At 63.3% G+C, this 13,035-nt stretch carries 12 protein-coding genes; 5 read left to right on the top strand and 7 right to left on the bottom strand.

Annotated features, from left to right (window positions below):
* Positions 1 to 93: 93 nt before the first annotated feature.
* The 5 genes from CO671_RS01205 (at position 94) to CO671_RS01185 (ending at position 5,273) form a co-directional block, all read left to right on the top strand.
* Positions 94 to 1,896, top strand: coding sequence for an ABC transporter transmembrane domain-containing protein (locus CO671_RS01205; protein WP_097603992.1), 1,803 nt, complete (start codon positions 94 to 96; stop codon positions 1,894 to 1,896).
* Between the two features lie 141 nt (positions 1,897 to 2,037).
* On the top strand, positions 2,038 to 3,030 hold the full coding sequence (locus CO671_RS01200; RefSeq protein WP_097603991.1) for a tripartite tricarboxylate transporter substrate binding protein: 993 nt from the start codon (positions 2,038 to 2,040) through the stop codon (positions 3,028 to 3,030).
* Between the two features lie 207 nt (positions 3,031 to 3,237).
* Positions 3,238 to 3,426 carry a YegP family protein gene (locus tag CO671_RS01195; protein WP_097603990.1) on the top strand — a complete coding sequence of 63 codons (189 nt, stop codon included), beginning with the start codon at positions 3,238 to 3,240 and terminating at the stop codon, positions 3,424 to 3,426.
* A 250-nt stretch (positions 3,427 to 3,676) separates the two neighbouring features.
* The gene (locus CO671_RS01190; RefSeq protein WP_097603989.1) at positions 3,677 to 4,015 is read left to right on the top strand and encodes a YciI family protein; all 339 of its coding nucleotides are present in this window, start codon (positions 3,677 to 3,679) and stop codon (positions 4,013 to 4,015) included.
* Between the two features lie 7 nt (positions 4,016 to 4,022).
* Positions 4,023 to 5,273, top strand: coding sequence for a DUF6596 domain-containing protein (locus tag CO671_RS01185; RefSeq protein ID WP_097603988.1), 1,251 nt, complete (start codon positions 4,023 to 4,025; stop codon positions 5,271 to 5,273).
* On the opposite strand, the gene CO671_RS01180 is transcribed toward CO671_RS01185, so the two are convergent.
* The 7 genes from CO671_RS01180 to CO671_RS01145 form a co-directional block, all read right to left on the bottom strand.
* Positions 5,274 to 6,305 (bottom strand): peptidoglycan -binding protein, encoded by a 1,032-nt coding sequence (locus tag CO671_RS01180; RefSeq protein ID WP_097603987.1) that lies wholly within the window; start codon positions 6,303 to 6,305, stop codon positions 5,274 to 5,276.
* A 3-nt stretch (positions 6,306 to 6,308) separates the two neighbouring features.
* Complete coding sequence (locus CO671_RS01175; RefSeq protein WP_097603986.1) at positions 6,309 to 7,412, bottom strand: MotA/TolQ/ExbB proton channel family protein; 1,104 nt, start codon at positions 7,410 to 7,412, stop codon at positions 6,309 to 6,311.
* 112 nt (positions 7,413 to 7,524) lie between these two features.
* The gene (locus CO671_RS01170) at positions 7,525 to 8,325 is read right to left on the bottom strand and encodes an inositol monophosphatase family protein (RefSeq protein ID WP_097603985.1); all 801 of its coding nucleotides are present in this window, start codon (positions 8,323 to 8,325) and stop codon (positions 7,525 to 7,527) included.
* A 201-nt stretch (positions 8,326 to 8,526) separates the two neighbouring features.
* A complete protein-coding gene (locus tag CO671_RS01160) occupies positions 8,527 to 9,624 on the bottom strand; it encodes a chemotaxis response regulator protein-glutamate methylesterase (RefSeq protein ID WP_097603984.1) in 1,098 nt (365 codons plus the stop codon).
* 116 nt (positions 9,625 to 9,740) lie between these two features.
* The gene (locus tag CO671_RS01155) at positions 9,741 to 10,598 is read right to left on the bottom strand and encodes a CheR family methyltransferase (protein ID WP_097603983.1); all 858 of its coding nucleotides are present in this window, start codon (positions 10,596 to 10,598) and stop codon (positions 9,741 to 9,743) included.
* Between the two features lie 29 nt (positions 10,599 to 10,627).
* Positions 10,628 to 11,104, bottom strand: a complete 477-nt coding sequence (locus CO671_RS01150) for a chemotaxis protein CheW (RefSeq protein ID WP_003590275.1) — start codon at positions 11,102 to 11,104, stop codon at positions 10,628 to 10,630.
* 2 nt (positions 11,105 to 11,106) lie between these two features.
* The gene (locus CO671_RS01145; protein WP_097603982.1) at positions 11,107 to 12,903 is read right to left on the bottom strand and encodes a methyl-accepting chemotaxis protein; all 1,797 of its coding nucleotides are present in this window, start codon (positions 12,901 to 12,903) and stop codon (positions 11,107 to 11,109) included.
* Positions 12,904 to 13,035 lie beyond the last annotated feature (132 nt).

The raw sequence follows: 13,035 nt of genomic DNA, 5'->3' as shown, positions 1-13,035 counted from the left end.
CCCATTAGGATGGCGTGCCTATACATGAAGGACGCCGGGATAACAAGAGCCAACAGGCCGCATTAGCGGGTCCTCGCGGCGATCGGAGATGATTTGGCAGAACAGGGACGGGCTGGGGAAAACAAAGGGCGGTCGTTGCGGCCGCTTGGCAGACTGACGCCTTATCTCATGCGCTATCGCGGCCTGGTGGCGGGTGCGCTGATTTCGCTGACGCTTGCCGCCGTCACCTCGCTGGCGCTGCCGCTCGCCGTGCGCCGCATGATCGACCACGGCTTCACCCAGTCGGACGGCCGCTTCATCAACAGCTACTTTGCCATGCTGATGGTCATGGCCGTCGTGCTCGCTGTTGCAAGCGCCATGCGCTATTATTTCGTCATCACCATCGGCGAACGCATCGTTGCCGACCTTCGCCGCGATGTCTTTGCCCATGTGACGCGGCTGTCGCCCTCCTTCTTCGACGTCAACCAGTCCGGCGAAATCATCTCGCGTCTGACGGCCGATACGACGCAGATCAAGTCCGCCGTCGGCGCCACTGCTTCCGTGGCGCTCAGGAACCTCATCCTCTGTCTCGGCGCCATGGGCATGATGGTCGTCACCTCGCCGAAGCTTTCCAGCCTCGTCATCGGGGCGATCCCGCTGATCGTCTTCCCGCTCGTTGCCTTCGGCCGCTCGGTGCGCAGGCGCTCCCGCGCCGCCCAGGATACGCTTGCCGAAGCGTCCGCCTTTGCCAACGAGACGATCGCCGCAACCCGCACGGTCCAGGCCTTCAACGGCGAAGATGCCGCAGCGACGCGCTACGGCGGCGCCGTTGAATCCGCCTATGAGGCCGCCCGCGCCGCCATCCGCTCGCGCGCCTTGCTGACCGGCATCGCCATCACGCTGATCTTCGGCAGCGTCGTCGCCGTGCTCTGGGTCGGCGCCCACAGCGTGCTTGCCGGCACGCTTTCGGCCGGCACGCTCGGTCAGTTCCTGCTCTATGCCGTCATTTCGGCCGGATCGCTTGGCGCACTGTCGGAGGTCTGGGGCGAACTCTCGCAGGCGGCCGGCGCGGCCGACCGTCTGACCGAGCTTCTCGACGAGGTCTCGCCGATCGCCGCCCCTGCCAGCCCCGAAGCCCTGCCCTCGCCCAGCCGCGGCCGCGTCGAATTTTCCGACGTGCATTTCGCCTATCCCTCGCGTCCCGGCAAATCGGCGCTGCATGGCTTGAACTTCGCCATCGCGCCGGGCGAAACCGTCGCCATCGTCGGCCCCTCCGGCGCCGGCAAGAGCACCGTCTTTTCGCTGCTGCTACGCTTCTACGATCCGCAGCAGGGCAGCGTGACGATCGACGGTGTCGACGCCCGGCTGACGACACCGGACGAGTTGCGCCAGCGCATTGCCATCGTGCCGCAGGACGTCACGATCTTTGCCGCTTCGATCCATGACAACATCGCCTTCGGCCGCCCCGGCGCCTCGCGTGAGGAGGTCCGCGCCGCAGCCCTTGCCGCCCAGGCCGACGAATTCATCGCCCGGCTGGAGAGCGGCTATGAGACCGAGGTCGGCGAACGCGGCGTCACCCTCTCGGGCGGCCAGCGGCAGCGCATCGCCATTGCCCGCGCCATCCTGAAGAACGCGCCCGTACTGCTGCTCGACGAGGCGACGTCTGCCCTTGACGCCGAAAGCGAGACCCTGGTGCAGAAGGCGCTCGACGGCTTGGTCGACGGCCGCACGACGCTCGTCATCGCCCATCGCCTCGCCACCGTGCTGAAGGCCGACCGCATCCTCGTCATGGACCAGGGCCGCGTCGTCGAGGAGGGCACGCATCAAAGCCTGATCCGCCACGGCGGCATCTATGCGCGCCTCGCCCGGCTGCAGTTCGACGCCGCCAACAAGGATGTACTCGCTCCCGCGAAATGACCGGCATCCACTTTTCCCAGGACAGCAACTAAAGTCTGACCTCTCTTGCACTCTATCGCGGTTGTCTTTCCCGCCTCCTGCCCTACCCTCTTCATGCCCCCGGGTAGGGGGTTGCTGTTGAAATCGTGGGAGGAGATAGGAATGGCGCTTTCCAACATGACGCGACGCACGGGCCTTGCGCTCGTTTTCGGCCTGGCTGCAACGCTCGGTCTCGGCACGGCTTCCGTTGCCGCGGATTTTCCGGATCGTGCGATCACCATGGTCGTGCCCTTCGCGGCCGGCGGCTCGACCGATGTCGTCGCCCGCATCGTCGCGCAGAAGATGTCGGAAGATCTCGGCCAGCAGGTGATCGTCCAGAACGTCGCCGGCGCCGGCGGCAATCTCGGCGCCGGCAACGTCGCCCGCGCCGACCCCGACGGCTACACCATCCTGATGGGCACGGTCGCGACCCACGCCCTCAATCCGCTGGTCCTCAAATCGACCCCCTATGACCCCGAGAAGGATTTCGCGCCGATCTCGCTGCTCGTCGTCGTGCCGAACGTGCTGGTCGTCAATCCGGAATTGCCGGTAAAGACAGTGCCGGAATTGATCGCGCTCTTGAAGGCGGAGCCCGACAAATACAGTTACGCCTCGTCGGGCAACGGCACGCCGCTGCATCTTTCCGGCGAACTCTTCAAATCCATGGCCGGCGTCAGCATGCAGCACATCCCCTATAAGGGCGCCGGCCCGGCTTTGAACGATGTCATCGGCAACCAGGTGCCGATCATGTTCGACAACCTGCCCTCCTCATCCAGCCACATCAAGGCGGGCACGCTGAGGGCGCTGGCGGTGACGACGGCGGAGCGCGCCCCCTCCTTCCCCGACGTGCCGACGGTCGCCGAATCCGGCATTCCAGGCTATGAGACCTATACTTGGAACGCACTCTTCGCGCCGGCAAAGACGCCGAACGAGGTGGTAATGCGCCTCAATGCCGCAGCCAAGAAGGCGCTCGCCGATCCCGCCGTTGCCGAACGGATGAAGGAGTTCAGCGCCACCATTGTCGGCTCGACCCCGGAGGAACTCGCAGCCCATGTGAAAGCCGAGCTCGCCAAATGGGGGCCGGTCGTCAAGGGCGCGAATATCCAGATGGAATGACGCGGCGGCATCCCACCGGATATCCCGTCCGCTTGCGCCCAACGAAATGGTGACGATGGGACGCGGCAAGCCGCGTCCACAGGATGACTCAATCAAACCAGGAGAGGCTCCAGGCACCCCAATTCTCATTAAGGTAGTGGAAAAGCTCGCCATTTTGATCTAGCCTCTCGACGCTGATGGTACAATTCAGCGTTTCGGGAGACATCCATGTACAAATTCGAAGTTTACAAGGATAAATCAGGCGAATTCCGCTTCCGCTTCAAGGCATCGAACGGGGAAACCATGTTCCTGTCCGAAGGCTACAAGGCGAAGGCCTCGGCCATGAGTGCCATCGAATCCATCAAGAAGAACTCGCCCGGCGCCGACGTCGTCGATCAGACGAAGGCCGAAGCCTGAGCAGGACGGCACGGGCGGCGTGAGCGCCGCCCTGCCTTTTTTGCGCCCTTGAGCGGCGCTGGTGCCTTTGAGCCCGGCTCACCCGCGTTCGGATTTCCGGCGCCGTTTTCTTTTTCAAGTATTTTTCAAAGCCATGTCGAAACGACCGCCGCTCGCGCCTCATTGTCTCGGAACGGCTGAACCGCTCCACCAGGCATAACGGCTTTCGACGGCCTGCCTGGAAGGCCAACAACGAGATCAGGAGTTTTCCATGCAATATGCTCTCATCATTCGCGAAGCCCCCGAAGATTTCGCCCGCCGCAGCGATCCTGCCTATCGCGACGGTTGGGTCGCCTACAGCGAGGCGCTCGCGCAGGCAGGAATCATGACCGGTGGCGCCGGCCTGACAGCCCCCGAGACCGGCACGATCCTGCGCCGCAAAGGCGAGGGTCACGATGTCCAGGACGGTCCCTATCCGGAAGGCAAGGAACAGCTCGGCGGCTTCTATCTGATCGAGGTCCCCGATATCGACACCGCGCTGGAATGGGCGACCCGCGTTCCGATCTCCGACAAGGGTTCGGTCGAGGTGCGCCCGCGCCTGCAGATGTGAGGCGGCAATGTCCGCCGATGCCGGACGCGCCGCCGAACAGGTAGCACGTCAGTCTTACGGCAAGCTGATCGCCTTTCTCGCCGCCCGCTCGCGTGACGTGCCGGCGGCGGAAGACGCATTGTCGGAAGCGCTGGCTTCGGCCTTGCGCGTCTGGCCGGAGCGCGGCATTCCTGGCAATCCGGAAGCCTGGCTGCTGGTCGCCGCTCGCCGCAACCTCATGCAGGCGGCCCGCCACCGCACCGTCGAGGCCAACGTACGAACGACGATATCGCTCGCCCTCGAGGAAGCGGAGGAGCGCATGAACGAGGCCGGCAATTCCGTTTTTCCCGATGAGCGGCTGAAGCTGCTCTTCGCCTGTACCCACCCTGCCATCGACAGCTCCGTGCATACGGCGCTGATGCTGCAGACGGTTCTCGGCATCGAGGCGAGAACCATCGCACGGGCCTTCGTCGTTTCGCCGCAAGCGATAAGCCAGCGGCTGGTGCGGGCCAAGGTGAAGATCCGTGATGCCGGTATTCCCTTCGCCGTTCCGCCTTTACCCACCCTGCCGGGGCGACTCGCCGCCGTGCTCTCGGCGATCTACGTTGCCTATGGCCTCGGATGGGATGGGCTTGACGGCGAGGAGGCGCACCAGTCGCTTGCCGCCGAAGCGATCTGGCTCGGCCGGGCGCTTCTGATGGTGCTACCCGACGAGCCGGAAGCGATCGGCCTCCTGTCGCTGATGCTTCACTGCGAAGCCCGCTGTGATGCCCGACGCGACGGTGGGGGCCGATATGTGCCGCTGGACGAACAGGACACGGCGGTCTGGAACGCGATCATGATCGCCGAGGCAGACGCATTGCTGCGCAAGGCCGGGAGCTTCGAGCGTTTCGGCCCTTTTCAGTGTCAGGCGGCAATTCAATCCGTGCATGCTGCGCGCCGGCTTTCCGGGACGACCGACTGGCAGGCGCTGACGACGCTCTATGCCGCGCTGCTGGAGATGAAGCCGACGCTCGGCGCCCGCGTCGCCGAGGCGGCGGTGATCGGCAGGGCCTCAAGCGCTGCCGAAGGCATCAGCCGGCTCGACAGGATCGATCCGCGCGCCATCGCGGCCTATCAGCCCTACTGGGCCGTGCGTGCCTTTCTTCTGGCACGGGCCGGCGACAATACCGCCGCGGCTGAGGCTTACGTGACGGCGATCGGCCTCAGCGACAGTACAGCCGTTCGCGCCTTTCTCGCCGACAGGCTCGCGGAGTGGCGGCAGGCAATATCAAGCTGATTATTTCTCGGTCAGCTTCAGCTCGATGCGGCGGTTGGTGGCACGCGCATCCGGCGCATCGCCGGGTGCGATCGGCTGGAACTCGCCGAAGCCGGCGGCAACAAGCCGGTCGGCCGGCACGCCTTGGCCGATCAGGAACTTGACGACCGACGTCGCGCGCGCCGAGGAAAGCTCCCAGTTGTCGCGATAGCGGCCCGTTCCGGCAAGCGGCACATTGTCGGTATGGCCGTCGACACGCAGCACCCAGTTGATCTCAGGCGGAATTTCCTTGGCGAGGTCGAGCAGGGCGGTTGCAAGCTTCGCCATCTCCGTCTGCCCCTCCGGGTTGAGATCGGCGCCGCCCGAGGGAAACAGCACCTCCGACTGGAAAACGAACCGGTCGCCGACGATGCGAATATTCTCGCGGTCCGAAAGGATCTCGCGCAAGCGGCCGAAGAAGTCGGAACGGTAACGGTTCAGCTCCTGCACGCGGGCGGCGAGCGCAACGTTGAGACGGCTGCCGAGATCGGCGATCTTGGTCTGCGAGACCCGATCCTTCTCCTCCGAGGCCTGAAGGGCTGCTTCGACGGCGGCAATCTGGCTGCGAAGCGCTGCGATCTGCTGGTTCAGCAGCTCGACCTGGCTGAGGGCCCGTTGGCTCACCTGCTTCTGCTCGTCGAGCTCCTGCGTCATCGCGCCGATCCGCTTCTGCGCCGCGTCCTGGCCACCCGAACCGGCACTCAGCAGCGCCTGCAGCCGCGAGCGCTCGCCTTCGACGTTGGCAAGCGAAGCCTGCAGATTGGCGACCGAGTCCTGGAGATCCTGATTGCTGCCCTTTTCGAGCGCCAGAAGCTGCGTTAGCTCGTTGATCTGGCTGTTGAGGCGATTGAGCACCTCGTCACGTCCTGTGATCTCGCGGCTGAGAATGAACTGCCCGACGACGAAGACCGTCAGCACGAACATGATCGAGATGAGCAGCGTCGAAAGCGCATCGACGAAACCCGGCCAATAGTCGACCGTGCGTTCGCGGCGGCGGTTGCGGGCAAGAGCCATGGCTTATTTGCCCTCGCTCTTCTCTGTGTGGCTTGTGCGTTCGCGGTGGCGTTCGGGTTTCTCACCGGCCCGCTCCTGCAGGCCGATGCGTTCGGCCAGCCGGTCGAGCGTGCGGCGCATTGCTTTCGCCTCGTCCTGCTGTGCCTCGATCCAGTCGCGCAGCATCTGCTGCTCGTTGCGCATATTCTTGACGAGCCCCTGGATGCCTTCGGCAAGGCTCGCCATGGCGGCGACCGAGCGCTGGCTGCCGACACCCCCCTCTTCGGAGGCCTTGCGCAGATATTCGGAGAGCGCACGCATGTCCTCAGAGGACGAACCGGACACGGCGTCGAGCGCCGGCGCAAGATCCGAACCGACATCGGTAACGGAGGAGAGCCAGTTTTCCAGCTCCATGTAGAAGCGGTTCTGCGCGCGGCCGGCCTGCAGGTCGAGGAAGCCGAGAATGAGCGAACCGGAAAGGCCGAGCAGCGAGGACGAGAAGGCCTGGCCCATACCCGAAAGCGGCGTGGACAACCCGTCCTTCAGTGCCGAAAGCACGTCACCGGTGCCGTTCGAGCCGGCATCAAGCGATTGGATCACACCACTGATCGAACCGATCGTGCCGATGAGGCCCCAGAACGTGCCGAGCAGGCCGAGGAACACCAGGAGGCCGATCAGGTAGCGCGAGACGTCGCGCGATTCATCGAGGCGCGTCGCGATCGAATCGAGGATCGAACGCAGCGCCGTCGTCGATAGCGCCAACGAGGTCTTGCGATTGCCGATCAGTGCCCGCATCGGCGCCAAAAGCCGCGGATTGCGATTGACCTTGTCGGCGCTGCCGGCGGCACGGAAGGAGTTGAACCAGCGCACTTCGGGACGAAGCGCCAGCACGTGACTGAAAACAAGGATGATGCCGACCGCGAGAACGCCGACGATCAGGCCGTTGAGGCCCGGATTGTGCATGAAGGCAGTCTGCGTCTGCCGGAAGAGGATGGCGGCAATGAACCCGACGATGACGAGGAAAAGCAGCATCGTCCAGAGGAAGGGCATGGGGCTCGAAAGCCTGTAGACATAACCGCCGGGCGTCTTTTCGGTGGAGCCGATCTCCGCCACATTCACATTTTCCATAGGTTCAGCAGCCTCCGAACTCATTGCTGGCGGAGACTAGAGCAACATTGTGCCGAATTGAAGTATCTGGAGGCGAAAACCGTGACTTTACAACAGCCGCGTTTTCTCTCGCCTACTTGGCGGGAATCGGTCGCTTGATGACCTCGATGAGCGCCTTGTGGATGTGTTCGTTGCCGGCGACGATCGCGCCACCCTCCAGAATGGCCGCTCCGCCTTCCCAATCGCTGGCAAAGCCGCCGGCTTCGCGGATGAGCAGGATCCCGGCCGCCATGTCCCAGGGTGCAAGCTCCGCCTCCCAGAAACCATCGAAACGTCCGGCGGCGACATAGGCGAGATCAAGCGTCGGCGAGCCCAGGCGGCGAATGCCCGCCACCTCGCCCATCACGTGGCGAAGCTCGACCAGGAATTTGCCGTGATTGCGCTTGCCGAGCGCCGGCACGCCGCAGCCGATGACGCAATCCGACAACACGCGGCGTGCGGCAACGCGCAGGCGCCGGTCGTTGAGGAAGGCGCCGCCGCCGCGCTCGGCAGTATAGAGCTCGTCGGTCGCCGGATTGAAGACGACGGCCGCAACGATCTCGCCGTTGCGTTCGAGTGCGATCGAGACGGCGAAGGCCGGGATGCCGTGCAGGAAGTTCGTGGTGCCGTCGAGCGGATCGACGATCCAGCGATGCGCGCCGTCGGTGCCCTTGATCTCCTCGCTCTCCTCGCCGAGGAAACCGTAGGTGGGGCGCGCCTTGAGCAGTTCTTCCCGGACGATCTTTTCGGCCTTGCGGTCGGCGGCGGAGACGAAATCGCCCGGTCCCTTCACCGATACCTGCAGGTTCTGCACTTCGCCGAAATCACGCCCCAGCGATTTTCCTGCCTTGAGGGCAGCCTGAACCATGACATTGAGAAGAGCTGAACGGGCCATCGGCGCATTTCCTTGGGACTGATACGGGACGCGCTGCCAGGGGCGGGAAATGTCCCTGAACATGCATGACAGGCAGCGCTGCAAAGATTGGCGGCCTCAAGACCACAAAACCAGGGAAATTTCAAGAGGAGGCGCGCACGGCTGCCTTTCCTCGTCGGGAACCCGCGGTTTTATTCGAAACGGATCGGTTCAAAACCGGTCTCAGAATTTCCGATGCGTGTTCATCACTTCGCGAGCGATCTGATCGAGCGGCAAGACGCGGTCGACGCCGCCCTTGGCGATCGCCTCCTTCGGCATGCCGAAAACGACCGAACTCGCCTCGTCCTGCGCCACCGTATAGGCGCCGGCCTGATGCATTTCCAGCATGCCGCGCGCGCCGTCATCGCCCATGCCGGTCATGATGATCCCCATGGCATTCGAGCCGGCGGAACGCGCCGCCGAGCGGAAGAGCACGTCGACGGAAGGCCGGTGGCGCGACACCAGCGGCCCGGTCTTCACGCTCACATAATAGCGCGCGCCCTGGCGTTCGAGCAGCGTGTGCTTGTCGCCGGGTGCAATCAGCACATGCCCGCGCAGCACCGGGTCGCCATCGACGGCCTCCTTGACCTCGACCTCGCAGAGCCCGTTCAGCCGCTTGGCAAAGGCGTCGGTGAATTTTTCCGGCATATGCTGGACGATCACCATGCCGGGCGCATTGGCCGGCAATTCCTCGAGAAATTCACGCAGCGCCTCCGTGCCGCCGGTGGAGGCGCCGACGCAGACGACCATCTCGGTCGTCTTCGCCATGGCCTGTCCGGTTGGCGGCGGCAGCATCGCGTCCGCCGTCAGCTTCTTGGTCGGCCCGTCGGCCGAAGCCGAGCGGATGGTTCCGGCGGCGCGGCGGAGGGTGGTAAGCCGTGCATGCGAAGCACTCTTGACGATTTCGCGAATGCGTATCGCATCATCGGAAAGACTGTCGGCGGCTCCGATCTTCGACTTCAGAATGACGTCGACGGCGCCGGCCTCCAGCGCCTGGATCAGCGTTTGCGAACCCGCTTCCGTCAGCGACGAGCACATCACGACAGGGATCGGCCGCTGCGCCATCAGCTTGCGCAGGAAGGTGATGCCGTCCATCCGCGGCATCTCGACATCGAGCGTGATGACGTCGGGGACTTCCTCCAGCAGCTTGCGCGCCGCCACGAAGGGATCGGATGCCACCGCCATGATCTCGATATCGGGATCCTGCTTCAGCACATGCGCCAGTGTCTGACGGATGCTGGCGGAATCGTCGATGATGAGAACGCGGATTTTCTTAGCCATGAATGCCCCTAGAGCAATTCCAGGAAAAGTGTGAAGCGGTTTTCCCAGGCAAAGCGCTTTTCCCGGGCAAACCGCGAAGCGGTTTTGCCGGGAATAGCTCGGAAAACCGACATGCACTAGATACGCTGAAATACCGTATTGGAGACCTGCTTCAACGGCAGGTCGAAACCGGTGATCGATTCGGAATGGCCGATGAACATGTACCCGCCTTTCGCCAGACAATCGCACAAGCGGTTGAGCACGCCCGCCTGCGTCTGCTTGTCGAAGTAAATCAGCACATTGCGGCAGAAGATGACGTGCATCGCATCGCCGATCGGGTATTTCTCGTCCATCAGGTTCATCCGGGCAAAACCGATCCTGCTGCGCAGTTTCGGCGTGATGCGCACCTCTCGCCGATCCGGCTGCTTGGCCGTCAGCACATATTTTCGCTGCAGGTCGCGCGGCACCGGTGCGATGAGATCTTCCGGATAGACGCCCCGGCGCGCCGTCTGCAGCACGTCGGTCGAAAGATCGGTCGCCAGCACGCTGTAGGAGACGTCGTTGCGGCCTTCGGTGAATTCCGCCAGCACCATCGCCATCGTATAGGGTTCGGCTCCCGTCGAGCAGGCCGAACTCCAGGTGCGAATGGTGCGGACGCCGCTGCCGACGATCGCCGGCAATGCCACGCTCTGCATATAGTCGAAATGCTTGGCTTCGCGGAAGAAGTCGGTTTTGTTCGTCGTCACCACGTCGATCAGGTAGACGGTTTCCTGGGCAAGACCATCTTGATTGAACAGGAAGTCGCAATAATCGTCGAAGGTCGCATGATTGGTTGCCCGAAGGCGGCGCCTCAGCCGCCCCTCGAGCATCGTCAGCTTGGTCGGCGGCATCTTGATGCCGCTATAGTCGTAGATAAACCGGGCAAGCCTGTCGAAATTGCGCTTGCTGATCCGGTCGCCCGGCAATTGGGTTTCCACCGCTGCTGCCATACTCATAAAATGCAGTACTCCGGGTTGACGCGCGGTCAGGCCGCCGATTGCAGGGCAGAGGCGTCCTCGCGCGACAGCAGCCGCGCGAGATCGATGATGACGACAAAGCCGTTTTCACGGCGAACGACGCCGGCAATATAGTCCGAACGCCAGCGCACGCCGATATCGGGCGCCGCCTCGATCTGGTCACGCCGAAACGGCGTGACCTCGAAGACGCGGTCGGCAACGAGGCCGAGAGTGAGAAGCCGGCTTTCCATCGGCACGTCGAGGACGAGCACCCGCGTATGCGGTGTCGGCTCGGTCTTCGTCATGCCGAGCTTCAATCGAAGATCGATCGTCGGCACGCCCTGCCCGCGCACATCGCGCAGGCCGAGCAGATAGTCGGGACCATTCGGAATTTTGAAAGCTTCCGCATAGTCGAGGATTTCCCGGACGACCTCGACCGGCACGGCGAAAATCTCCTCGCCGAGGCTGAAGGTCACGAATTGCGCTTCCAGAGATGTTGGAGCCATGATCAGGCGCTTTCCTTGAATTCGACGTCCCCATCATCGGGGCCGCCCATGGAGAGATCGAGAGCGAAGCCCTTTGCCCGCGCCTGCTGACCGGCGACGCTGTTGGCAGCGAGCTTCCTGCGGCCGGCGGCGGGCGCCGGGCTGCGGACCGTCACCCTGGCGGCCGGCATGCGGGATTGGCGATCGCCAGCCGTATCGACCTTGAAGAAGGCGATCGACGTCTGCAGTTCTTCCGCCTGGGAGGCGAGCTCTTCCGAGGTCGCAGACATTTGTTCGGAGGCGCCGGCATTCTGCTGCGTCACCCGATCGAGCTGCTGGATCGCTTCGTTGATCTGGCCGGCACCGATATCCTGTTCACGGCAGGCGGCGCTGATTTCCGAAACCAGCTCGGCCGTTTTACGGATATCGGGTACCAGCCGGCCGAGCATGTCGCCGGCATCCTGGGCGGCCTTGACCGTATCGCTCGACATCGAGCTGATTTCGGCGGCGGCCGACTGGCTGCGTTCGGCAAGCTTGCGTACTTCCGAAGCAACGACCGCAAACCCCTTGCCGTGTTCGCCGGCCCGCGCCGCTTCGACAGCGGCGTTGAGCGCCAGCAGATCGGTCTGACGGGCGATTTCCTGAACGATGCCGATCTTCTCGGCGATGGTCCGCATCGCCTGCACGGCGCGCGACACCGCCTCGCCGCTCATCTCGGCGTCCTTGGCCGACTGGCGGGCGATCTTTTCCGTCTGGGCGGCATTGTCGGCGTTCTGCTTGATGTTGGCAGCCATCTCTTCCATCGAGGCGGAGGCCTCTTCGGCCGAAGCCGCCTGTTCGCTGGCCCCCTGCGATACCTGTTCCGAGCTTGCCGAAAGTTCCTGGCTGCCGGCGGAGACGTTCTCGGCGGCAGAGATCGCATCGGCGACGACGCCACGCAGACGCTCGACCATCTGCTCGAGCGCGATGCCGAGCGTATCCTTCTCCGAAAGCGGCTTCGGGGACACCGTCAGGTCGCCGTCAGCGATCTGCCTGGCGATGCCGGCGGTGACGCGAAGGTTATCCGTCATGACATTGATCGTGTTGACCAGATCCTTGATCTCGTCGTTGGTTCTGATCTCGACCTTCTGGTTCAGGTCTCCGATCGCGACAGCGCTGGCAACGTTCATGATCTTACGCAGGCCGCTGTTGACGCCGAGGGCGATCCAGAGCGCGGCGGCGATCGCAACGAGGGAAGCCCCGATCGCGATGCCCACCAGCATGTTCCTCGTCGAACTATAAAGAGCGTCGGTGTCCCCATCGGCTTTCGACATGGCCTTCTGCTGCAGCGTGACGAGCGTCTCGAAAACCTCTTCTATTTCCGCAACCAGCGCGACAACCTCTCTCAACGAAAATGCAGTGGCGGCTGCCCTGTCGCCGCTCTCCTGAATGGAGGCAACCTTCGCCGACTCTTCACCGAAACGTTTGCCCAGTTCAATCAGCCGGTCCCAGGTGGGTTTTGCCTCGGCGGTGGCGAGCTGTTGGCCGTTTGTCGCCAAGGCGAGCATCTCATCCACGCTTCTCGCCGAATTCAGATAGTACTTCTTGACCGTTTCTGGATCCATTTCCAGAAGCGCGTTCTTCTGCCAGCGGACGGCATCGAGCTCGGCAGTTTTCGCTTCCAGAGCCAGTTCCAGCCTTTTTGCAGGACCGGAAATGAGGTTGCTGACGGCGTCGTTCAGCGAGCTGAGGCTGATGATTCCGTAAACCGCGCTGCCCACCAGCAACAATATGACAAAGCCGAATGCAGCCGCGAGTTTGAGTTTGATCGTAATACGCATCTCAATATTCCTCTCAGAGAGCGAAGCAATAAATATGGTCCAGGTGTCGCGGCATCATGCAGCAAAGAAATTCCATCCGGCGAAAGCCGATGGCAGACATGAATAGGCTTCCATATCGCTTCCCCAAGCGCC

Source organism: Rhizobium sp. M10, assembly GCF_002531955.1.
Lineage (GTDB): Bacteria > Pseudomonadota > Alphaproteobacteria > Rhizobiales > Rhizobiaceae > Rhizobium > Rhizobium etli_C.
The sequence above is the reverse complement of the archived record's forward strand: the minus strand, read 5'-3'. Positions and strand labels throughout refer to the sequence as shown.